Origin of the sequence: Clostridium lacusfryxellense (assembly GCF_018861735.1) — a bacterium.
Lineage (GTDB): Bacteria > Bacillota > Clostridia > Clostridiales > Clostridiaceae > Clostridium_AD > Clostridium_AD lacusfryxellense.
On the sequence record NZ_JAHLEB010000010.1, the window covers coordinates 68,949 to 93,044 of the forward strand.

General features: G+C 32.7%; 16 protein-coding genes. 5 read left to right on the top strand and 11 right to left on the bottom strand.

Going from position 1 to position 24,096, the window contains the following annotated elements; all coding sequences use genetic code 11:
• Window positions 1–8: 8 nt before the first annotated feature.
• On the top strand, window positions 9–293 hold the full coding sequence (locus tag KPL55_RS08055) for a DUF5316 family protein (protein WP_216306202.1): 285 nt from the start codon (window positions 9–11) through the stop codon (window positions 291–293).
• 70 nt (window positions 294–363) lie between these two features.
• Here the strand turns inward: KPL55_RS08055 and KPL55_RS08060 are convergent, their stop codons facing one another.
• Window positions 364–546, bottom strand: coding sequence for a hypothetical protein (locus tag KPL55_RS08060; RefSeq protein WP_216306203.1), 183 nt, complete (start codon window positions 544–546; stop codon window positions 364–366).
• A 261-nt stretch (window positions 547–807) separates the two neighbouring features.
• Here KPL55_RS08060 and KPL55_RS08065 point away from each other — a divergent pair, with 261 nt between their 5' ends.
• Window positions 808–1,305, top strand: a complete 498-nt coding sequence (locus KPL55_RS08065) for a cysteine hydrolase family protein (RefSeq protein WP_216306204.1) — start codon at window positions 808–810, stop codon at window positions 1,303–1,305.
• A 78-nt stretch (window positions 1,306–1,383) separates the two neighbouring features.
• Here the strand turns inward: KPL55_RS08065 and KPL55_RS08070 are convergent, their stop codons facing one another.
• The 3 genes from KPL55_RS08070 to KPL55_RS08080 form a co-directional block, all read right to left on the bottom strand.
• The gene (locus tag KPL55_RS08070; protein WP_216306205.1) at window positions 1,384–2,130 is read right to left on the bottom strand and encodes a Fic family protein; all 747 of its coding nucleotides are present in this window, start codon (window positions 2,128–2,130) and stop codon (window positions 1,384–1,386) included.
• A 276-nt stretch (window positions 2,131–2,406) separates the two neighbouring features.
• A complete protein-coding gene (locus KPL55_RS08075; protein ID WP_216306206.1) occupies window positions 2,407–4,269 on the bottom strand; it encodes a heavy metal translocating P-type ATPase in 1,863 nt (620 codons plus the stop codon).
• Between the two features lie 8 nt (window positions 4,270–4,277).
• Window positions 4,278–4,553 (bottom strand): metal-sensing transcriptional repressor, encoded by a 276-nt coding sequence (locus KPL55_RS08080; protein ID WP_216306207.1) that lies wholly within the window; start codon window positions 4,551–4,553, stop codon window positions 4,278–4,280.
• Between the two features lie 176 nt (window positions 4,554–4,729).
• On the opposite strand from KPL55_RS08080, the gene KPL55_RS08085 reads away from it, so the two are divergent.
• Both KPL55_RS08085 and KPL55_RS08090 read left to right on the top strand, forming a co-directional pair.
• On the top strand, window positions 4,730–4,894 hold the full coding sequence (locus KPL55_RS08085; RefSeq protein ID WP_216306208.1) for a hypothetical protein: 165 nt from the start codon (window positions 4,730–4,732) through the stop codon (window positions 4,892–4,894).
• Between the two features lie 316 nt (window positions 4,895–5,210).
• Entirely contained in the window at window positions 5,211–7,916 is a 2,706-nt protein-coding gene (locus KPL55_RS08090; protein WP_216306209.1) for a peptidoglycan D,D-transpeptidase FtsI family protein, read from the top strand.
• Between the two features lie 20 nt (window positions 7,917–7,936).
• Here the strand turns inward: KPL55_RS08090 and KPL55_RS08095 are convergent, their stop codons facing one another.
• The 6 genes from KPL55_RS08095 to addB all read right to left on the bottom strand — a co-directional run bounded on the left by KPL55_RS08095 (window position 7,937) and on the right by addB (window position 22,460).
• Window positions 7,937–8,344: a DUF1801 domain-containing protein gene (locus KPL55_RS08095; protein ID WP_216306210.1), complete on the bottom strand. Its 408-nt coding sequence runs from the start codon at window positions 8,342–8,344 to the stop codon at window positions 7,937–7,939.
• A gap of 46 nt (window positions 8,345–8,390) precedes the next feature.
• Complete coding sequence (locus KPL55_RS08100) at window positions 8,391–9,470, bottom strand: alpha/beta fold hydrolase (RefSeq protein ID WP_216306211.1); 1,080 nt, start codon at window positions 9,468–9,470, stop codon at window positions 8,391–8,393.
• A 29-nt stretch (window positions 9,471–9,499) separates the two neighbouring features.
• Entirely contained in the window at window positions 9,500–13,099 is a 3,600-nt protein-coding gene (locus tag KPL55_RS08105) for an AAA family ATPase (protein WP_216306212.1), read from the bottom strand.
• Entirely contained in the window at window positions 13,080–14,345 is a 1,266-nt protein-coding gene (locus KPL55_RS08110; protein WP_216306213.1) for a metallophosphoesterase family protein, read from the bottom strand. Before KPL55_RS08110 ends, KPL55_RS08105 begins: the two co-directional genes overlap by 20 nt.
• Window positions 14,346–14,649: 304 nt before the next feature.
• Window positions 14,650–18,831, bottom strand: coding sequence for a helicase-exonuclease AddAB subunit AddA (addA, locus tag KPL55_RS08115; protein ID WP_216306214.1), 4,182 nt, complete (start codon window positions 18,829–18,831; stop codon window positions 14,650–14,652).
• On the bottom strand, window positions 18,828–22,460 hold the full coding sequence (gene addB / locus KPL55_RS08120) for a helicase-exonuclease AddAB subunit AddB (protein WP_216306215.1): 3,633 nt from the start codon (window positions 22,458–22,460) through the stop codon (window positions 18,828–18,830). Before addB ends, addA begins: the two co-directional genes overlap by 4 nt.
• 158 nt (window positions 22,461–22,618) lie before the next feature.
• On the opposite strand from addB, the gene KPL55_RS08125 reads away from it, so the two are divergent.
• The gene (locus KPL55_RS08125) at window positions 22,619–22,759 is read left to right on the top strand and encodes a hypothetical protein (protein ID WP_216306216.1); all 141 of its coding nucleotides are present in this window, start codon (window positions 22,619–22,621) and stop codon (window positions 22,757–22,759) included.
• A 148-nt stretch (window positions 22,760–22,907) separates the two neighbouring features.
• On the opposite strand, the gene KPL55_RS08130 is transcribed toward KPL55_RS08125, so the two are convergent.
• Window positions 22,908–24,077, bottom strand: coding sequence for a GNAT family N-acetyltransferase (locus KPL55_RS08130; protein ID WP_216306217.1), 1,170 nt, complete (start codon window positions 24,075–24,077; stop codon window positions 22,908–22,910).
• Window positions 24,078–24,096: the final 19 nt, after the last annotated feature.

Below are 24,096 nucleotides of genomic sequence, written 5' to 3' on the forward strand. Positions count from 1 at the left end.
GATTAAAAGTGAAGAAAACAATTATATTAACTTTTATTGTAATGTGTTTTAGTGTTGTTTTAGGTAAATTATTTAACAATTGGATGTTAACCATTAAGATTTGTGGAAGCATAGGCTTAGTGTGTCTTGGTATAGCATTAATATCTAATGATACTTTCGCTCGTCGCGATAGGTTAAAATCAAATAATTCTATTTCTAATGAAGATAAGATTATAAGAAGGAAGATCTCTAATTTTGTTATGGTTCTAGGCTCGACTAATATTATTTTGGCTGTTGTTATGTTTCTATCTTAGAAGAGAGATATCCTAGTGGATCAGATAGCTCTATACAATATAAAGTAAACTCATATCCATTGATGTGTGTTTACTTTATTTGTTTATATATATTATACTCGCCAAGACTGTAACCGCAGAGTATTCCAAATACTCGCTGAAAGTGGAATGTCGAAGAATAGGCTCGATTTGCAATCTCGGTGTAATCAAGTTCATCTGTTAAATTATCCTCGATATAATCAATCGCATTTTGTAGACCTGTTATCCAATCCATTGTTTCATCTCCTTCCTGTATACGTTTATTATATGGCAAGCGAGTTTTTATTTCATGACTTTTTGTGCGGCGAAGTGTGAGATTATTTATTGAATAGATAACTTTTTAAGCTTAAGGACAGCATCATTAATTCCTTATACTTGAAAATAATGCTATAATTACTATATTAACAAAATATGTTTAGTAAGCAATCGTTTTTAGTTTTATTTTATTAGGGGGTAATAAAGACATTGCAGATAAATATGATAGGAGGAGAACATTATGTCAAAAGTAGCACTTTTAATAATAGACATGCAAAATAATTGTAAAGAATCCACGTCTTGCAAGGCATCATTTGAAAAAGCAGTAGAATACATTAATGAAATCAGTCAATATTTCCGCAAAAAAAATCATCCTGTCGTAATCATACAAGATATTGAAGGTGGTGGCCCCGAGACTGAGGGCTTTAAATACGTAGAAGAATTAGTAGTATCAGACAATGATTTCTTTGTACTTAAAACATATAGCAATGCCTTTTGGGAAACAGAGCTTGATAATATTTTAAAGAGTCAAGGTGTAGACTGTGTTGTTATTAGTGGATTTGCAGTAGAACATTGTGTCCTCTTTACTTACAACGGCGCTGTTGAAAGAGGTTATAATACTTTTTTGCTACAAAATGGCCTTGCTGGGTATAATGATGATGAAATTAAACGCATCCAGTTGTTAAGATCTGTTGTAAGCCATGAGGCCCTTGAGTATTTTTTAAAAGAAACTTTGTGAGATTTAATTTAGTGTTATGACTGATGGGGCATTCAATGAGTGACCCACCGTATAAGTTTTTGATCTTTTAAGTCTAATTTAATTCTTACTTAAATTTTTTAATGCCTCATTGCTTGAAATAATAATATCCTCTTTAGATTTTATATAACTCTGACATTTTTTTAAAATTCCAATGAGTTTATCATATTTTCCATTTATTTGAGATTCATATAGGGCATCCCTATATTCTTTATTGTATTTTTCATCAATAGCTATTAAATCGATATTATTTTCTAAACATTGCTTAAGCAAAAGAAACCTTCCAATTCTTCCATTACCGTCTTGGAATGGATGTATTTTTTCAAAATTACTATGAAAGTAAGATAATTCATTTAAACTAATACTTGTAGCCTTTTCAGTATTATAAATCTCAATAAGTTCTAATAATAAAGGTTCAACTTCACGAGGCTCTGCAAGTTTTATTTCATCTAATCCACTAAGCATATTCGGAATCTTTTTAAAGGTGCCTGAAAAGCCCTTTTTATCATCAGAAGTACCATTTTTTAATAATTTATGATATTCTCTAATTAATTGTAAAGATAGTGGTTCACCTAATGTTTCAATTATAAAATTAAAGACATCTAAAGAATTTCTAGTTTCAATTACATCATCCAAGGTATGGATGCCAGAAACTATATTTTTATCCGCCAACTGATTTAATGCATCTCTATTAAAAGTACTACCTTCTAGTTTATTAGAATGAAATAGAAATTCAATCCTTAAAGCGTAATAAAAAGAATTTGGTACTTCTTTTAATCCAAGTAAAAATGTTCTAGCTAACTTCATAATATTTCACCTATCTTTCTTCTTATTTAATGTCTTTCTATTATGCCCGTTTGCCTTCTAATCCACTCATCACTTGTATCTGCCAACTTTTGCAAATCATAGTTGGTAAGAATATGTTCTGGAATATAACCACCAACTCCAGGTATTACTGATTAAATAACATTATACCATGGCGAGTTATATAAATAGTAATTAATGGTATAATATATATTTACTTTAATTCAATTACTCTAGGGAGGCTATTAAGCTATTGCATAGTTATGCAGTGGTGAATTATTAACTTTTAAAATTCAACAATAACGCCGAGTTTATAATAACCGCAACAGATCCTACATTATGTACTAATGCCCCCGTGACTGGGTTTAATATTCCTGCCATTGCGAGTATTATGGCTATAAAATTGAGAAGCATAGAAAGAGCCAAATTTAGTTTAATTGTTTTCATAGTCTTTTGGGATAGATTTAATAAGTGAGGAATACATTTAATGTCATCACTAACAAGTGCAATGTCTGCTGCATCAACTGCAATATCGCTACCGATGCCCGCCATTGCAATACCTACATATGCTTTTTTAAGTGCTGGTGCATCATTAATTCCATCGCCGATCATGCAAACCATCCTGTTTTCATTTTGGTATTTTTCAATAACATTCATCTTATCTTCAGGTAAACATTGAGAGTGAAAATTTGATATACCAACACTTTTTGCAATATGAGAAGCTGCTAGTGGGTTATCTCCCGTTAATAATACGCTCTCTACATTAAGTGCTTTAAGTTTTTCAATCATATCATATGAGTCTTTACGCAATGTATCAGATAAAGCCACGAAACCGACCTCTTTATTGTTTATGGCAACATATATAATTGTACAACCATCATTTATATATGTTGATGCTTCCCCTAGCATATTTTGAGATATTTCTATGGAGTTTTCAATTAACAAAGAGGAATTTCCTGCAAAAATTATATCGCCATCAATAGTCGCTTTTACTCCACGGCCTGCAATCATTATGAAATCCTGTGGCTGCTCTAGAATTATGTGTGATTTTTTTCTAAAATTAGAAACAATAGCTTTACCTAGTGGATGCTCCGAGCGTAATTCTACTGAAGCTGTAAGTTCCAATAATTTTTCTGAAGTTATATTCTCTATATAACTTTTAAATGCTACAACATCGGGTTTACCATAAGTTAAAGTTCCAGTTTTATCAAATGCAATTATAGTCACCTCGGATAGCCGCTCTAGTGCATCTCCAGCGCGAACAAGAATACCAAACTTAGTTGCATTTCCGATACTAGCCATAATAGCAGTAGGTGTTGCAAGCACTAACGCACAGGGACAGAAAACAACAAGAATGGTAACACTTCGGATAATTTCTCCAGTTACAATCCATGTTCCAAATGCACTAGCCAGGGCAATTACAACAATCCATGTAGCCCATCTATCTGCAATACCAACGATTTTAGCTTTACTTGCATCAGCAGATTCTACAAGCCTAATCATTCTTTGAAGTGAACTGTTCTCCCCTACCTTAGTAACTTTCATATCAAAAGTTCCAAATTGATTTACTGTTCCGCTGTATACATCGTCGAAACCACCCTTATCAACAGGCATTGATTCTCCTGTCATAACTGATTGATCTATTGATGTCTGTCCAAGGGTTATAACACCATCAACAGCAACGGTTTCACCTGCAAGTACACGTAACATATCACCTATTTCAACATTTCGGGCAGGTACAATACTTTCTACTCCATTACGAACTACTCTTGCAGTACGAGGGGTAAGATGTACCAATTTTTCAATGCCGGCACGTGCCTTTGCAACGGTACGTTCTTCAAGTAATGCACCAAGTGTCATAATAAAAGCAACCTCGCCTGCAGCAAAGATTTCACCGATAAAAATAGATGCAACAAGTGCGATTGAGACCAAAATATCTGCTTTAATGTCAAATTCTTTTACAAGTCCAACAATTGCACCCTTAATAATAGGAATGCCACATAATATAATTGCGACCCACGCACTATCTATCTGAAAAATACTAATGTGCGATAAACTTGAAACTAATGATGCTGCAGATATTATTAAAAAAAGTATGATCAGTTTATCTTCATCTTTTAAAAATTCTATTATTTTTTTCATATTACCACCTAACTCATTCTTGAAAAATGCTCTACGGCTTTAGAAAATTCAGCAATTGTTTTGTCAGCGTCACCATGCTCTATACCATCACGAACACAATGTTGCAAATGACCCTCTAGAACTACTTGACCGACTTTATGTAATGCACTTTTCGCTGCATTAATCTGTATTAATAGATCTTCACAAGGAACATCCTTATTTACCATTTCAGAAATTGCCCTAAGTTGACCTTCAATTTTTTTGATTCTTGCTTGTACTTTTGGAATATCCATACATTGGCGCATATTTTTGACCTCCTATTAGCTTTATACCCCTAGGGGTATGGGTATATTCTATCCTATTAAAAGACTTTTGTCCATTTAAAAAATTCCGATAAAATTTTTAGTTATAATTTAACTTAAAGATAATTTAATTTTGTGGGCATAATATTTATATCTTCAGAAAGAAGGGATTAGATAAAATGATTATACCAATAGCTATATATATTTTTATAATTTCATTAATTGGATTAATACTGCTTTCTATATTTAGCAAGAAATTAAAGCCAAGTACAGTAACTTTAAGTGAATATGCACTAATGGTTACATCATCAATTGGAATTATTATGTTGTTTTTTATTCTATAAGAGTTTAATTATGGATTTATATAATAAAGGACTATTTTAAGCACAAAAAACTCCCCTTTACTGAAACAGATCTTTTTAAATCTGTTTCAGTAAAGGGGAACATACAATAGTTGTTATATTTTAAATTTTTGAACCAATACATTTAATTTCTCAGCTGTTATAGCTTGATTTTGAGAAGTATAATTGATATCTATTAATTATGTATAATTTATGTTAACTATATTAAATTACCAAATAAATGATTATTTAGGATAAATATGTTGAAATTTACACAACATTATATATATAATATAGACATAAAGGTTAAGGTGATGAAATGGGAAAAGAAAATAAATTTAATAGATATAATTCTCTACTTATAATTATGTTAGCTATATTTTCAGTAATAATTGCAAAGTTATATTATTTACAAGTATATAATGGAGATTTTTACAAGGCTAAGGCAACTATTGCTTCTAATACTCATAAGGTTACAGTCGAAGCACCAAGAGGTCTCATAACAGACAAAAACGGAATAAACCTTGCAAATGAAGTGCCAGGCTACAACCTTACATATACAGATACGACTATATCAAATAAACAATTATTTACAACATTACAAAAAGTATTTAAAATCTTGGATGAGAACAAAGAACTTGAGACAGATAGTTTCCCCTTGAAAATTAATCCATATAGATTTGAATTTACCTCAAGTGACCCTAAGTCAATACAAGTCCTATTGTTAAGATTTATAAAAGATAGAGGTCTTGAATCTACCATTTTGAAAACCAAATTTAAAAATAAAAAAGAAGCCGATTTAACTAAATCTGAAATTACCCGACTTAATAATGAACTCTTAAAATTTACACCAGAGCAAATATACAATGATCTTCTTAAAAATTATGGTGTAATTAAAGGCGTATCGAGTTTAAACATAGATGCCTCTCCAGCTGTAATAAGGAGATATTTAATTGTAAATGACAGTATTAAAATGAATTTTTTCACTCAATATAAAGCTATTAGTATAGCAACTAATTTAAAGAGAGATACTTCTCTTATAATCGAACAAAGTCTCTCGGACCTACCTGGATTTAAAGTAGATGCTCAGCCTATGAGGCAATATCCCTATGATCAGCTCGCTTCATCAGTTTTAGGTTACATAAGTAAAATAAGCCCTGCTGATAAAGATAAATATTCATCAAAAGGTTATGACACAAGTGTAGATTATGTTGGTACTTCTGGAATTGAAGCTGCAATGGAAAAGTATCTTAAAGGACATAATGGAGAAGAAGATGTACTTATCGATGATAAAGCTGGCTCAAGGAACGAATCCAACAACATAAAGTCAGTTCCTGGAAATAATGTTCAGCTTACAATAGATGCAAATTTGCAATATGCCACTGAAAACGCTTTAAACACTGTAATGAAGAAATTGCAAAAGCAACCTATTACAAAAAAAGTAAATTCATCAAATGCTACAAGAGGTGGAGCTGTTGTAGTAGATATCCATACTGGCAACATATTATCACTTGTTAGTCTGCCTGGATACAATCCAAATGATTTTTCTACATCACAAGGATTAACAGAGGCTCAATCAGAGAAATATTTTAATCCAGATTATGAAAAAATGGCTAAATCTCAAGGAAAACCACAAAGTCTAATTGATTTTATGTTCCCAATAAATAAAAACATAAAAGGAAATACCACAATTAGAAGGGATAAGTATGATTACTATCCAAAGCATTTATATAATTATGCAACTATGTCCCTTATTCCGCCAGGTTCTACTGCTAAACCACTGACTGCAATTGCAGGTCTAGAAACCGGAGTTATAAGTGCTTATTCTACTTATAATGATAAAGGTGGTTATGATATGACTGGCGAAAATGAACTGCACGGTAAATATTGGAACGCTTTTGTGACAGATGGAGCGCAAGGTGTTGTAAACGTAGTAAAGGCGCTACAAAAATCTAGTAACCCATTTTTTATGAATGTAGGTCAGAAATTAAGAGAAAAACATGGCGATGATATCTTAGCTAAATATGCATGGATGTTTGGACTAGGAGCTAATCCTAAAGCAGTTAACCCTGGTACTGGAATAGAAATAAATGAAAATTTTGGACAAGTATATAATATAGTATCACAAAAAAACTTATCCGCTTCTCAATATCTTTTTAATATTGAGGAAAATTTAACTAAGGGAGTTAGTTATAACAGATCAAAATTCCCCCCATTAGATCTGTATGATAGAGAGGGAGATAATCTTATTGTTTATAATGATAAAACTCTCTCTGAAATTAAAACCGAAATTAAAAATAAAATAAAAGACTCCGTAAAAACCGGAACTTTTTCAACTATTAACTATAAGGTTCTGTTTAAGCAGTTAATTGCCGCAGATCCCCTGTATAAAGGAAAAAAGTTTACAGCTGACAATCTTCAATCAGTTATAAATGAAGTTAACTACCAGGCAGTTGTGGATGGGCATAGCTCTTTAAGTCAACCAGCCAATATGTTTAATGCATCTATTGGGCAAGGAATGGACACTTTCACCCCTATTCAGATGGCAAATTTTATAGCAACTATTGCAAACGGTGGGACAAGATATAAGCTTAATTTGGTTGATAACGTAAAGGATTTTAATGGCAAGTTAATATCACAAACAAAACCTGAGGTTTTAAATAAAGTTGATATGAGTGCACAAACAAGATCTTTAGTTATGCAGGGTATGAACGAGGTTACAGGTACAGAAGGTACTGCTAAATCACTTGCTGATTTCCCTATCCCTACAGGTGGTAAAACTGGTACTGCACAATTTAATACTGAAACACAAACTAAGATTGATAGAGGAGATTATGCGTGGTATGTAGGCTACGCACCAGCTACCAATCCTGAAATTGCAATATCTGTAGCTATATTTGACGGTGGTTTTGGTAGTAGCGCGGCTGATGTCGCTACAGGTATGTACGAGAGTTATTTTAAAAACGATCCTCGGATGGCGAAATATAAAAATAAGTATGACATAAAATTAAAACGGGTTAATTAAATGTCATATATTTATTGAATTTAATATTCGAATGAATTACTAGCTTTTTCAATCCACAATCTAATTATCTTCTTTATGTTATCTTGATCTTTTTCTACTTGGCTAAGGGTTTGCAATTTTATAACGGCTCTTTTATCAGCTTGCCATTCAAGAAGGCCTGTTTCGTCAATAAAAAGCGGTCTTTTTGTATGTGTATCCTTACCTTTTGGACCTGTATGAAAAACGATTGTAACATATTCTTTAGAGTGAAAATTTAACGTGATTATGTCATTCCCATTTAATGAATAACTAGGTGCATTCCACTTTATTCCCTCAAGAAGATTATCTCCTGTTTGTTTTATGATTTCCCTTACTAATTGAATTATTTCAATTTGAGGGTGATTCATATTTAATACAAACTCATCAACACTTTCATTATTTTTCTTCATTTATTATTCCTCCTACGTGGGCTAATTTCTATCTATGGAAATTTCATTATAAAATACTTTCTACGTCGCTTAGCATAATTTTATAAAACTCCTCTGGACTATCAAGCATTGCGTAATGTTTTGCATTTGCTATAAATGTTATATTCTTTTGAGGAGCTTCTATTGTAGAAAAATATTTTTCTGCAACTGTATGTGGTGTTTCCCAATCATCATTTCCAATTATAAAAAACACTGGAACTTTATAGCCGTTATCATATTTCTCCATATCAAATTCTTCAAACATATATTTAAAAAGATTATTATGTAGCTTCATAGTATTAGAAGCAAAATATGTTGAATATTCCGACAGATAGTGTTCTGTCTGTTTAACCATCTTAAAAATATTTCTGTCGACATCCAACAAGTTATATTTTTGTGCAATTGCTTTGAGCTTAAAGAAATTTTGTTTTGTTTCGTTATTATAGATTCCTGTAGGGTAAGTCTTCATGCTTTGAAGACTTTTTATGTCCTGCTTTTTTTCAGAGGATTTGGCTAAGGATAAAGTTTTTTCATACAGAGTTCTTTCATTTACAGTAGTCCCAACCATCTGTCCTGTTCCAAAATAACACATAACATCCTCTGGATACTTTCGAATAAATAGTAGTCCCAAAGCACTTCCAAATGAATGACCAAGTATTACTATCCCTTCTTTCTGGTATTTCTTTTTTAAATATACGCATATCTCATGTGTATCCTCAATTAATTGCTCCATAGTGTTTGTATCAGGATTATTTTTATTCTTTTTAAATATATTGGAGTAATAAGTTCTCCCAGTGTTTCTTTGATCCCAATGAACAACCGTAAAACTTTTTTCCCACTCCTCCTGAAACGAATGTATTAAAGGAATCATAGAAAAGCCAGGACCACCATGTAAATATAAAATCACTGGATTATTAGCATCTGTGCCTCGATGATATAGATATTGATCTAAACCACCGATTTCTTTGAATTCTTCAAGGTAAATGCTAGGTTTTTCTGGATCTTTTTCGTGTTTGAGTTTTAGTTTTTTATTTCCGTTTTTACTCATCAACACAAATAGAAACACACCTAATACCACTAAACCCATACCAATTAACAGCTGACACATATACCTTTCACCCCTTCTGTTCACCCGAATTAAGTATATTCTAGTTTTACCTTGCTTCCTCCCTGTCCCTGCTCTGCCGGAGTAACTATTAATTTTATTGGCACTCTATTTCGAAGTTCTTCTACGTGACTTATTATTCCAACAGATAATGTACTTGAATGTAATTTTTCAAGTGAGTTCATAACTATGTCCAGTAGATCCGTGTCTAGTGTTCCAAAACCCTCATCTAGGAAGAAGAATTCTAGTGGAGCACTACCTTTTAATTGAATTTGTGATGAAAGCGCAAGTGCAAGACATAACGATGTTAAAAAGGTTTCTCCGCCGGATAATGTGTTAGTTTCGCGCCTTGTGCCTCCATTGAAATCATCCCTCATTACAAATGCTCCATCAGCATCAAGTTCTAATGCATACCTTCCCCTTGTTATATCCTTTAATCGTTTTGAGGCTTCCATTGATATATATTTGAGCTGCTTCATTGCTACATATTCTACAAATTTATTCCCTTGAATTAAATTATCAAGTTCTTTTAAAAGGCCAAGCTTATGTTCTACTTTTTTTCTAGTGATTATTAGATTTTTGACTTCTTGTAGTTTTCTTTCCATTTCCTCGAGAGCCCTATATTGAGCTCCTATCGCCTTTGTTTTTTCTTCTAAAATTGTTATAAGATCTTCCCTTTTCACTTTTAATTCTTCAAAGATAGTCGGATCTACTGTTTTTCCGTTAAGAAGATTTTCTACTCTACGCATATTATCTATAATGTTACGTTTAAGTTCTTCATATTCTTTTATTTCTTTATCTAGAAGGATCAAAACTTCTCTTGGAACTAAATAAAGTGAGGCAATAATGGCTGTCTCAAAGTAGTTTTCATTAAGCGATAAGTTCAACTTTTCCTGTGATTCTAAAAGCATCTTTGATAACATTTCTTTTTTGTCTTCTTCACTGGTCTTTTGAGTAAACACCTTTTGTTTTTCTATATTTTCTTTTTCTAAAATTTCTTTCAGGCTGGTCTCTTTTAAAGTTATGTCTTTAATTTCATTTCTAACTTTTTCTATTTCAATTTTCGGTGTATTTTCTTTTGAAGGAGTGAACCCACATATCTCAACTATTTGAATAGTTAAACGGTCTATTTCAGCCTTTTTTTCCTTACCACTGGTTTCTATTTCTGTTTTTGTGGTGGTTAGTTCTCTTAGATATTTGTCTATATCCGCCTTTTGTTTTTCTATATTCACAAGCTCTATTCTAAATTTGCGAGCTGATGATGTTAAGTTTATTACTTCATTATCTATTACTTTTATCTGCTGTATTTTTTGTTTTATAGTTTTTGATGCTGTATTATCATCTTTATTTTGCTTAAACAAAGACTCTTCATGCTTTAATTCTTCATTTAGCAATCTAAATTTTTCTTGTAGTATGTTTAATCTTTCCAGTGCAATAGATAATTCTCCTTGCAATACTAGTGAGGCCTCTTCCTTTTGTTTTAAACCTTCCCCCAGTTTTGCTTCTTCCATATCTACTTTACTTTTCTCTTCTCTAAGTTTAAGGAGTGAACCCTCAAACTCAGTTTTTTCTTTATTGTATATTTCAATTTTTTCTTTAAACAGAGTTAATGATGCTTCGCTCGTATTCTTCTGCGTTTCTAACTCCTCGATGTTTATACCATTTAGCTTCAACGTAACTATTTCTAATTGATTATTTATATACTCCACATCTTTTAGAAGTCCAGCATAATTTATTAACTCTTTTTGAAGATCTTCAGATAATGTTACCAGCTTTAAACCCATACTTTCCTTTAATTCTTTTTTAACTTCTAGATCGGTATCTACTATCATCTCTGCTATTTTCGGATGATGCTCCGACCCACATACTGGGCACATGTTTCCATCTAGTAAATCTGACGCTAGAATTGTTGCTAACTGTCCCTGCTCTATTGCTTTTATTTCGTCGTCTATACCTTTAACCTGGGCTTTCAAATTTTCTATAGTTTCTTCTTTATTTTTTAAATTTAACTTAACTTTTTCACTTTCAATGTTAGCAATATTACACTTTTCCTTAAATTCATTCTTTATTTTTTCATTTTCTTTTGCCTTCTCTAATTCAACTCTGAGCAGACTGAATGATTCCTGCTTTTCTAGTAACAAATTATTATCTCCCGGGAAATTATTCGCTATTTCCACTCCTTTTTTCTCTAAAAGCACTAATTTATTATGTTTATCTTCCTGACTATTTATAACTCTTTTATGAATCAAATCCATGTCAAACAGGGTTTTCTTCAATGTTTCGCCTTTATTTTTGAGTTCTTCAACATTTTTGCCCGTTGCCATAACTTCTAACTCACTATTATAAGCGTTATACAATTTTTCCCTATATTCAGGCAATATTTCTATTTCATTTAGTTTTTCTTCTGTTAGTAGTAGCTGTTTATCTATTTTCGCTTTATTATCATCAATAATGACTACATTTAAATTCTTTTCTTTTATATTTCGCGTAAGTTCTTTATGTTTTTCTAAAAGAATATCTTTCTGCGTTGCCAAATAAATTATTTTCTCTTCAATTGAAGCAGCTTGCTTTAGACTTACTTCCTTTTCAATTAGAGTCGGCAGTTTATCGTTTTTATTATTCCATGCCTTATCATAAGAAATTTTTGTAATATTCAGTTTTTCATTTATTTCTAAAAAGTCACAACTAAGCTTCTCAAGTTTAATCTTATTTAGCTCTAAGCTTTTTTGAGTCTGCGATACATTATCAATAAAGGGTTTTACATTTAGCGCTAGACTTCCTTTTGTGAACTTTTCTTTTTTCTCTTTAAACTCTTCTTCTTGCTTATTTAATTCAGCTTCTTTTTTCAAATACCGATCTTTTTCTTCTTGTAATTCGATGGCTACTTTATACACCTCGTACTCTTTATCCAAAATATTTTTCTGCTTTTTAGTTTCTTTTTCTTCTTCTTTTAAATTATCTAAAGCCACTTTTATTTGAGTATGGGCTTCTTCTCCCACATTCTCGTAGCCTTTCATTTCTCCCTCAAGCACACTTATAGTCTTTAAGTTTTCATTTCTAACTGATCTTATCTTATCGTATAGTTTGGATCCGTATTTCTCTAGAGCAAATATTCTCTCTAACATATTTCTTCTTTCTTTCCCTGTTAGCTTTAAAAATTCATTGAACTTACCTTGAGGTAACACTACTGATCTTGTAAAATCTTCAACTTTTAGCCCTATAATTGATACAATATTCTCTTCAACGTCTTTAGGTCCTTCTGCTAACACCTGATTCTCCTGTGGATTTTCCTTGTTTATTTCTATAAGTCTTGCATATGCAGTTTTAAAGTTTCCAGTCTTTAATCTCTTTATGCTTCGCTCTGATCTATAAGTCTTTCTAGTTTTACCTATTCCTATTTCAAAATCAAAACTTACTTCTACAACATTAGTTTCTGTATTTACAAACTCTTTTGTGTCTCTAGACACTTTTCCATAAAGAGCTATAGTTATCCCATCTAAAATAGTTGATTTGCCACTAGCTGTTGGACCGAAAATCCCGAAAAGTCCTTTTTCTGTAAGCTTTGAAAATTCGATAGTTTGCTGCTCCACAAAGGAATTTAACCCCTTTATATTAAGATTTACTGGTTTCATTTTTCGGTTCCTCCTCTTCGTCCTCGCCATATGCTATGTTCATAAACAATTCCATTAACTCACTAGATGGCTCAAGTCCACCACGTGCCTTTGTAAAATACTCTTTAAACATTTCTTCCATGGATCTCTCTCTTAGACTTTCCTTTAATTCTTCTTCACTTTCAAAATCTTCGATTATAGGCTGAATTGAAACTATGTCCGCCCTTAATCTTTTCATTTCCTTTATATTCTCTGTACTTATTATTTCCTTTGTCTTTATTTCAAGGTATACCCAAATATTCTTTTCACCCTCATTTTTACATCTCTCTAATGCTTCATCAACGCTTTCACATTTCCATACTTCTATAGGTTTGTAGTTTCTAAACAATATTTGTGATATCTCCGCCTCCATGCCAGCTTTAACATCTACAAGATACGCTCCTTTGCTATAATTAATTTCACTTTTACTATATTGAATTGGTGAACCTGAATACCTTATCTTACCTTTGGTTCCTGGCACTTTCTGAGGTCTATGAAGATGGCCGAGCGCTGTATATTGCGCTTTATCCGGGAAGTTAGCTGGAGAAACAGAGAGACTTCCACCTAGTTGTATGCTTCTCTCCGATCCACTTTCCTCGCCTCCCATAGCATATAAGTGTGATACAACTAGGTTTATAGTATCATCCCTATATTTTTTCGATAACTTTTCTAAAAGCTCTCCTATTCTGCCAGAGTAGCTTTGTTGCCTTTCCTCATCTCCAAGTCCCGTTGATAAGACCTCATTTAGCCTTTTCTCACTTGGATAAGGAAGTGTAATAATCACTGCCTTTTCGCCTCGAACACTGACCTCTAAATAACCTTCACCACTTTCTATTATTTCAAAGTCGTATTCATGATTAATGTTAAACTCTCCAAATACGCCTTCCCTTGCTACACTCTTTGGTTCACCTAATAGGACAACCCCATGCTCATATGCAAGTGGACTAGCTGCAACTAACCTTTCTGGGTTATCATGATTACCTGCGATAACTAGGACTGCAGTTTTACCGCTGCTAGTTATATTTTTAAGGGTACTGTAAAACATCTTTTCTGCTCTTGCTGGTGGATTTCCATTGTCATATATATCTCCAGCAATAAGCACTAAATCTATATCATTATTTTTAACTATATCTATAAATTCTTCTAAAAACTCTTCCTGTTCCTCTAGCCTACTGAATTGCTCTAGAGTCTTTCCTAGATGCCAATCTGAGGTGTGCAGTATTCTCATCTTAGTTGCTCCTTTCTTTGTTGTTTTATTGTGGGGACATCGTTTTGTTGGGGGACATCGTTTTGTTGGGGACAGTTAATAACTTGGGGTAATGTTGGGGGATGTAAAGTTGTAAAGTTGGGGACGGTTAATAACCGTCGGTGTTTTGTTGGGGACAGTTATCAACTTTGGGGTAATGTTGGGGACGGTTAATAACTGGGGTAATGTTGAAGACAGTTAGTAACTTTTTACTCTAAGGTAAAAGGTAGGGACAGTTATCAACTTTGAAAAAGTTGGGGACAGTTATTAACTTTCCCCAGATTTTCTATTTAACCTCTACTGATTCATCGCTGCTAAATAAGTATAGATAACTTTCTTTAACTTCTTTACCGAGAGTCACCTGAAGTGCCTTTTTATAATAATCTAGCTGAGACCTATATTTCTCTATTAGAGGAGTTACCTCTCCATTTTTAACCGAATCAGTTTTATAATCTACGAGAATTATTTGTCCATCTTCCTCAAAATAGCAGTCAATTATACCTTGAAGTATTATCTTCTCATCTCCATATATTTTCACATCAAGACTTTTGTCTATCTCCGTACTATTAATTTCCATATGGAATGGTACTTCTCTTTTTAAAAGGTCTTGATTAAATGCTTTTATCATTCTTATGCCAAGCTCCGTTTTAAATAGCTTTAATAATTTATGACTTCGAATACCTTTGCCCTCTTCTTTTGATATTAACATTTTCTCAACTAACATTTTAATTTGCAATTCTATATCACTTAACGATTCCACCTTAGATAAATCTAATCTTTGAACCACTGAATGCATAGCAGTTCCTCTCTCAGCAGGCGTTAGCCCTTTTACTTCCTCTAAGAACTTCGGTTTATTTATAAGTCTTGGAGAATACATATTACTAGATTCTCCCTCGGTTATCTCAACATTAAATTTTCTTTTAAGTTCAGTTACTGTAAGTACTGTGGGCATTCTTGTAGACTTCTCATATTTATAAACATATCCAAGCCTTTTCTCTATCTCTTTTATAACCCTATCTTTTATAATAATATCTCTTATAACATCATCTTTAACATCATTATCATTAAGCTTATTGTCTATGTTTTCATTATCTATAGACTTATCGTGTTGGTTCTTTTTATAAAGTTTTGCTAACCTTTCTTCGGCACTTTCAATCAATTCTTCACCTAATGGTTCAATTTTCATTACATCATCTCTGTTCCAGAACCTTACCGCAAAACTTGATGGATGATCTATTAGGTGAACATTAGTATCTTCTATCCCTAAACGCTCACGCAAGGGCTTTCCATCAACATGCCTTATTACCGCAGGTATTATCCAGTCTAAATAACCTTTACCTTTAAGGATTTCATATTCTCCTAGCTTTTCACTTTTGTCTTCTAAACTAGAACTCATTCTAGATAGATTTTTATCTATGTTTCTCATTGACCCAGTTATTATTAGCTTTTCCTTAGCCCTGGTTAATGCTACGTATAAAACTCTCATTTCCTCTGCAAGACTTTCTATTTTTATTGTCTTTTTTAGAGCTTGCTTTAATACTGTAGGATAAGAAATTCTTCTTAACGGGTCCACATAATCTGGGCCGTAACCTAAATCATGATGAAATAATATGCTCTTATTTATATCCATTAAGTTAAAGTTTTTTCCCATTCCACTTAGAAAGACTACTGGAAATTCTAAGCCTTTACTTTTATGAATACTCATTATTCTAACTACGTCCTCATTTTCACCTAATGTTTTAGCACTACCCATGTCTCCGCTGCTTATTTTAAGTTTGTTTATGAAGTTTATAAAATTAAATAATCCTTTGTAACTTGTCTCCTCGTATTGCCTTGCCCTTTGGAAAAGCACTTTTAAATTGGCTTGTCTTTGGGATCCCCCCGGCATAGCTCCTATATAACCGTAATATCCAGTGTCAGTATATAAGTGCCAGATGAATTCATCAATTGGCATATACGTACAGATCTCCCTAAAGTGATTTAGTTTTATTAGGAATTTCTTTAATTTTTCCTTTGTTGAATATTTCTCATTGACTGTCCCTTCACAATTCGTTGTTTCTTTATCCACAAGGGCAGATTTTTCATCCACAAAATCGCTATCTTTATCCCCATTCGCAGTATCTATTTCCCCTGAATTGCTTTTTCCACTCTCGTTAATTCCCGAAAAATTAATCATTGCTTCATAAAAACTGATTTCCCTTTGACCTATTCTTATATCCACTATTTCCTCTGAGGTAAATCCTCCTATTGGTGAACGAAGTACTGCAAGCATTGGGATATCCTGCCTTGGGTTGTCTATAATTTGAAGCAGGCTCATGATTATTTGGATCTCTATGGTACTAAAATATCCTGTACCTGTATCTGCATAAACCGGTATATTCTCAAGATTTAGTTGTTCTAAAAATGGTGGTGCCCAAGCTGAGGTAGCACGAAGTAATATTACGATATCCTTATACTGGACATCCCTATACTGCTTAATATTTTTATCATATACTTTAAAAGCTTCTATTTCATTTCCTTGTTCATCATTATGTGACATTAATTCCTTTATTCTTTTAGCAACGATTCTTGCCTCTAGCTCAATATTAGTTGGGGTTTCTTCTTCATTTGTTTTTACCTGTCCCTCACTTTGAGTTTCCTCTTCATTTGTTCTTAACTGTCCCTCACCTTCGTCGTCATTTTCTGCGTTATCTTCCCCGACATCTTTAATCTCTTTTTCTATAAGATGTAGTTCCACTGGTCCGCCTACTATTCCATTGCCTTCAAGTTCGTCAAAATGAGCTCCTAGGTTTAATGCTTCTTCGTCAGTATAATCAAGATCTCCAATATTTTTGCACATTATTTGTTTGAAGACATAATTCACGGCGTCAATTACAGCAGATCTACTTCTGAAATTTTTATATAGTGTTATTTTTCTTGTTTTTGCACCTTCATCCTTAGAATATCTATTATACTTTTCTAAGAAGAGCTCAGGCCTTGCCTGCCTAAATCTATAAATACTCTGTTTTACGTCTCCTACCATAAATACATTTGGAGCTCCAATTTTTTCCCTTGAGATTATATTTAATAGAGTTTCTTGTACCATGTTGCTATCTTGATATTCATCTATCAGAATTTCTTCATATTTGTTTCTTAGCCCTATGGCTACTGCGGAGGGTTCTGGTTTTCCGTCTTCGCCAATAACCACCTCTCCATCCTCATTTTTTTTCATTAAAATATCAAGGCAGTAGTGTTCAAAGTCATTGAAATCTATAATTGATCGTTCCTTTTTCTTTTCCCGATATTTTTCCTGCAAATCAATAACAAGTCGCGATAATTCCCTCATAAGAGGATACAATTCTTTTATATCTTCTAGTGATGTCTCTGAATTTGCATTCATTATTTGTTCCTGAAGTTCTTGTAATTGTTTTTTAACCTTATTTCTTATTTCTTGTACTTGTTTTTGTTTTTCCTTATCCTTGCAAGCCTTTATGGTAGTTAGTTTTGCAAAACTTACTTCTTCAAATGCCGCCCCTAAATTTTCAAAAGAGTTGTTTGCAGCACTTATTAAGTCTGCAATTAATGCTAAATCTGATTCAAAAACCTCCTTATATAAGGTTATTGCCTCATTGTTTTCTATTATTTTTAATGCTTTTATCATTACTTTTTCAATGCCTAAAAGCTCTATATTAACATCTTCCATTAAAACTTTTGCCCATGGTGTATCACTAAAACTATATCCATCTTTAATGTTAAAATCTTCTGCTGAATCTATTAGCCATTTTGCTGGATTTGTGGAACTCATTGCAAAGTTATAAAGACTTAAAACTATACCTTGAAGTCCGAGATCCTCTTTATTATTACTATAGGCTTCTACCAGATTAATAAAGCTAGGGGTGTCCCCAGCATTTTGTTTAGGGGTGTCCCCCTGATTTTCCTGGGTTCCCTGGTTTTGTTTAGGGGTGTCCCCCAAGTTTTCTTGGTTTTGTTTAGGGGTGTCCCCCAAGTCATATCTATCTTCAAAGAGCTCCTCTAGAGCTTCCTGTTTTAATAATACCGCTTCTGTTGCATCTGCTATTCTGAAATTAGGATCTAAATCTACAATATGAAAATTATTACGAATAACTTCAAGGCAGAAGGAGTGAATAGTTGTAATACTTGATTTATTAAGTAATGTTAACTGCCTTTGCAGTAATTTACTTTGAGGATTATTATGAAGTTCTTTAGAAATTGCCGCAGCTATTCTCTCTCTCATTTCTGATGCCGCAGCATTTGTAAATGTAACTACTAAAAGCTTGTCTATATCTGTAGGTCTCGCCTCGTCTGTTACTATTTTTATTATTCTCTCAACTAGTACTGCAGTTTTTCCAGAACCTGCAGCTGCAGCTACTAAGATATTGCAGTCTCTAGTATAGATAGCCTGCTTTTGATCATCTGTCCAGCTTACCCCTTTTTCCTCTTTCTTAATTTCATCTTCCTTTTTAATCATTTCTCCTCTTCATCTCCTATCATCTGCGTACTTTCGATGCTATTCTCCGTAATATCACTCGCTTGATTAGATTCATTCGTTAAGAGCTCCCATATTTCCTTATCCCTCTTGTCTTTTATTATCTTATAATTGTTTTCCTTTAATGTAGGGTCAAATTGACATACGGCTGTATATTCACAATAACTACAAGGCGTAATATCCTTTTTCTTGTATGGTTTTATCTCTATTTCTCCACTTAACATTCCCTCACATGTTTTTATTAGATTCTCTTTTACGTGATCAAGTAGCATATCGAACTGCTCAGCCGTTGCAACTGATGACCTTGAACCTAATTCTCCATTTTTCTTAATGGATGCTGGAACAACCAGAGACGCACCTTCAATATTTCTATCCATTTCCCTAATTATCTTAGTATCTGCTAGGAGTAGCCCCTTCATTTTCAAGGCTTTCATTATAGCTTTTTCAAGTTCTTCTTCATTAAGATTATTTTTAGCTTTTATAACTGGGTCATCTATTTTAAAATACAATATACCTGCTGGAAAAATTGGTTCTTTAGAAATATCACTCTGCTTGGAAATCGTTCTTTCGTTTCTAAGCATAGCGTCCAAATAGGTAAGTAGTTGTATTTGAAGTCCATAATATACGTCAGATAGTTTAAAGTCTTTATTTCCTGATTTATAATCTATTATTCTGTAAAATTCTTCGCCCTCTGTAATTAGCTTATCCACTCTATCTATCCTGCCAACTAGGTTCACAATCTCACCTGTGGATAGTTCTACTTTTATTGGTGGATAATCTCCCTCTTCAAATCCAAATGATACTTCATATCCAAAAGGTTCGAATCCACTATTTTTCATTTGCTCAACAATAACATAGATAGTTTTCTTTAAAACTCTCTTTAATCTCTCTGTAAAGTACTTATACCTTGGTGTGCTATTTAAAATGTACCCGCTCGAACCTTCTGAGGCTTCCTTTTCTACTATGCTTGCTATGTTTTGCTCGCACCACACTTTATCTAAATTCGCCCATTTCAGCTCACTTTTATCCACAAGTTTTGAAAAATCATCAAGTACACTGTGCATAAAACTACCCAAATCTGGTGACGAGAATGTAAAAGTTTTTCTATCCTTTGCTTTTAATCCATATTGCACAAAATAAGCAAAGGGACACTCTTCATATTTTTCTATTCTTGATACACTGAAATAGTTTTTATCCCCATAAAGTCGTTTAACCTTTTCTTTTTTAAGCATCTTGACTTCATTTTTATAGTCAAACCCTTGAAATATGGTATTACTCTTTTCTTTCCATAATGGGTCCTTTTGGTACCATTGGTAAACCTCAACCCAAAGTGGAGAAATAATTCCGTCTTCTAAATATTTTCTTAATGCAAATATTAAATCATTAAAAGTTGGAATTTTAGCGTTTACTTGCTGCATGTCACGCGCTATCCCAATATCGCTTAACCCGTTTATACCAATTAATTCATCACTTGCTATTGTTATATTACTTTCTTCTTTGAGACCTTTAAATAAGGCTTTAAATCTTGATATTATAATAGATGGACGCATGGTTTTGCCTTCATAATCAGCAATTGGATAACTTATATTTAAATATTTACTTGGGATGGTTATGGTAGCATAGATTAAATACTGCTCATTAAACACCTCAGTTTTTGTGTCACTGGCTAGTTCTACATCATTCGCTTTTAAAATTATTCTATCATCATCTGTGAATATCCCCTCTTCCTTACTTGCCCTTGGGAACACTCCATCATTTACACCTACGATATATAAGGCTTTTATTTCATGACTTTTTATACGTTCAACGCTGCTAATTGTTACGCCATCAAGTGCTGGAGGAATAAGCCCCATCTTGTGTTTGCTAAATCCCATGGATAGAACTTTTACAAAATCCTCGAGAGATAAAGTTTCAGTCCCAAGTACCTCCACCATCTGATCTAATAGTTCCATAACTAGGTTCCATATTTTACTGTACTCTGTAACAAGGTCCTGGGCACCTTCATTTTTGAAATTTTCTATCCACATCTCGATAGTTTTATATACGTTTATGGTTTCTAAAAATTCAAATAGAGATGTACATATTTTTGTGGTGCTGCATCCACCTTTTAACTTTTCTTTGAATGCAATTAGAGGTGTTATTATTGCTGCTCTAGTGTCATTTAATATTTTAATGGTGTTTTCTACTTTTAAAGTTTCGGCTTCTACTTTTAATGTTTCAACTTCATCTTTACCTAAAGATTCTTTTTCAGCATCATAGTAGTCTCTAAAATAGTATTCTATTTTCTCCTGCCATAAATCGGACTCTGTCCATTTTCTTATGCCTTTTATGCCTGATGCTATGACGAAATTTTCTAATATATCTATATGCTCTTTCTTTATATCTAAAAGTCCCGTTTTAAGATACCTAAACATCGCCTCATAGCTAAAGTTTTTAGTGAAAATCTCAACAACTCCTGTTATTAGAACAATTAAAGGATTACTTGTTATATCCTTTTTCTTATCTATGAATAGTGGAATATTGTATTCCGTAAATATAGCTTTTATAAGCTTTTCGTAGGATGGTAAATCTCTAGTCACAACTGCTATTTTATTAAATCTTATATTCTCATCACGGCAAATTCTTAAAATATCTTTTGCCACGTGTTCAACTTCAGAGTATGCATTAAGGGCTTTAAATACCTTTATATTTTCGCATTTAGCAACTGATGGCACATATGGAAATGCAAAATAATTTTTCTCAAGAAATGAAATCTCACCATTTCCTTTAAATTTATGTTCTTTATTTCCTGCAAGTTCTATTGCCTTTTCTATGCTTGTACCACTATCTTCTATCAAACTTAAAAGCTTGTCCTCTGTCAATTTTATAGAATAAAATGCATCAGAAGGCTCCATCATTTTTGAATGTTCTGAGCTTTTTAATGGCAATGTTATATTTATTCTTTTAGCCTTTGAGAACAGCCTTTCTAATACTCCATACTGCTGTGGAGTAAACCCTGTAAATTCATCAAGCCAGAATTCTGCTCCGTCGAAAATGCTACAATCATCAAAAGCACTAATTAGGCGTGTCAAATCATCATCCGGATCCACGTAATTTAGATTTAATATATTATCAAACTGCTCATATATGAGAGATAGATCAGTTATTTTATCTATTAATAAAGGGTTATCCCCTAAGTTTTCTTTTGCTTTTTTTAAATTTTCAATTGTTATTTTATACTTTTTAAACTCTGTAATAACGCCCGCTACATTGTCTACAAATCCTTTTTTCTTAGCTGCACCTTTGAATACCTTGAAGTTTTCTATATTCTTTTGCATTATGCTGTGGATAAGCATAACCTTTCCTGAAGTATCCATAGGTTTTCGAGTTATTCCACCAACTTCACTAAATACTCTGTATGCTAATCTATTAAAACTAAGTACTTGGACGTTTTTTATTCCTGTGGACCCAACAACCTTTATAAGGTTTTTTTCAGCTTGAAAGGAGAATTGTTCTGGGACCAAAAGTACTAAGGGTTTTTCAATTTCTTCTAAACTTCTATTTTTTATATCCTCTAAGCAGAAAGTACTTTTCCCTTTTCCAGCTCCTCCATATATAAATCTTAAACTCACAAAAACACGTCCTTTCTTTTTAACTTAGGAACGTCGAAATAGACTAGTATTTAATTCCTTTATCTACTTTCACGTTCCCTTATACATTATACCATGTATGATTTCCTTATATATTAACATTTAATTACAAATATTCTAATGGAGAATTTGTAAGCTCTATGTCAGATGAAATTGCATCAATGTCAGAGGAGATAGAAGCCACAGTAAATCAAGTAAGTAACGCCGTACAAATTTTGGCACAAAATTCACAGCTCTCTGCGGAAAGCACAAAAGTTCAATGGATTAGTTCAGAAATTTAAAATATAAGTTGCATTGTAAAAGTAGTACTAACCATATGGGCGTTTCCGGTGGAATGTTTTAATACTCTATTGTATGAATGTTTGTTTTTAAAAGGGGGTGACTCGTCGTATGATAAAAAATCATATGATGGTCACCCCCTTTAACTAATTACACATTATCTATTTCAGGGAAGAAAAAAGGTAACGGAAACCAAGATTTTATAAGACTATTCTTGCGTGATTGTTCACTCACAAGTGATTGTTCACTCACAAGTGAGTGTTCATGATTAAACGTTCTTAGTGAAGAACATAAAAAATTCATAGCTTCTAAATGTGACATTTTAATATCAGCAGAAAGTTGCGTGTCCTCAACAGTTATATCATTTCCAACTTTAATAATAATTTTGTCTCTATTTAATATTTCGATTATTAACTGTCCCTCTACTAATACCTCATATTTAGACTTTAAATTTAAAAATGCCTTGATAAAATTTTTATAATTAAATATATTAAGGCATGTAATAGGCTGAATTTTATATGATTCACATATACTTGCCAAATAACCAATAGGTTCTTGTCTAAACATCGCTACGACTACATCTATCTTATCTTTATTAAACTCACTTATTATATTTGATAAGACATTTCCTAAAATCTCATAATCTTCAAGGTATATCTCAATCACCTTATCAAAGTTTTCTGATAAGATGACGTAGCCTAAAAGCTTGTCCCGATTATATATTCCTAGAGGGTTGCTCTTCCAACTTTTGCATATATCAACAAAACTAATTAAATCTCTTGTACAATGTACCTGCTGTTTATTAAACAAGCTATAAATCCTCTTTAATTCATCTTCCGATAACTCGTCAAATGTCGAGAGGGATATATTATTATCATAAGACATTTTATTATGCTTAAGGTTAACTCTATTTATTTCAAAAATAACCTGACTACCTGTAGGCGTAAATCCAAAGTATTCGTATCGTTGTCTTTGTCCACCTAATATTGCAAAATCTATAGATTCTTCCTTCATTTCATTAACTGTTTTGTTCATAAGTTCTATCATATATCCTTTATTACGCGAGTATGGATGAACTGATACAGTGCCTATTCCCTTAACTTTTAAAGTTATATCTAGCACATTAAGCTCTAGTGGAAAACACCCTACCATCGCTTTAATTTTATCATTTTCTTTTACTAGAAGATGATTAGTTGCGGTGTCTATCTTTGCGTTATATACCTTAGGTAATAACTCTTTAAAATCTATACTAAACACATAATTTCCAAAGTCTAAAATGTCCTCAAAATCCTCTGGTGCTCCCTTTACAAAGCTTACCATACTAGCCCCCAGTTTAATT

Coding starts and splice junctions, on each gene's coding strand:
- KPL55_RS08065 (WP_216306204.1), top strand. CDS start 808: ATGTCAAAAGTAGCACTTTTAATAATAGACATGCAAAATAATTGTAAA.
- KPL55_RS08105 (WP_216306212.1), bottom strand. CDS start 13,099: ATGAAACCAGTAAATCTTAATATAAAGGGGTTAAATTCCTTTGTGGAG.
- KPL55_RS08085 (WP_216306208.1), top strand. CDS start 4,730: ATGATTATACCAATAGCTATATATATTTTTATAATTTCATTAATTGGA.
- KPL55_RS08130 (WP_216306217.1), bottom strand. CDS start 24,077: ATGGTAAGCTTTGTAAAGGGAGCACCAGAGGATTTTGAGGACATTTTA.
- KPL55_RS08095 (WP_216306210.1), bottom strand. CDS start 8,344: ATGAAGAAAAATAATGAAAGTGTTGATGAGTTTGTATTAAATATGAAT.
- KPL55_RS08080 (WP_216306207.1), bottom strand. CDS start 4,553: ATGCGCCAATGTATGGATATTCCAAAAGTACAAGCAAGAATCAAAAAA.
- KPL55_RS08070 (WP_216306205.1), bottom strand. CDS start 2,130: ATGAAGTTAGCTAGAACATTTTTACTTGGATTAAAAGAAGTACCAAAT.
- KPL55_RS08090 (WP_216306209.1), top strand. CDS start 5,211: ATGGGAAAAGAAAATAAATTTAATAGATATAATTCTCTACTTATAATT.
- KPL55_RS08110 (WP_216306213.1), bottom strand. CDS start 14,345: ATGAGAATACTGCACACCTCAGATTGGCATCTAGGAAAGACTCTAGAG.
- addA (WP_216306214.1), bottom strand. CDS start 18,831: ATGATTAAAAAGGAAGATGAAATTAAGAAAGAGGAAAAAGGGGTAAGC.
- KPL55_RS08060 (WP_216306203.1), bottom strand. CDS start 546: ATGGATTGGATAACAGGTCTACAAAATGCGATTGATTATATCGAGGAT.
- KPL55_RS08075 (WP_216306206.1), bottom strand. CDS start 4,269: ATGAAAAAAATAATAGAATTTTTAAAAGATGAAGATAAACTGATCATA.
- KPL55_RS08125 (WP_216306216.1), top strand. CDS start 22,619: ATGTCAGATGAAATTGCATCAATGTCAGAGGAGATAGAAGCCACAGTA.
- KPL55_RS08100 (WP_216306211.1), bottom strand. CDS start 9,470: ATGTGTCAGCTGTTAATTGGTATGGGTTTAGTGGTATTAGGTGTGTTT.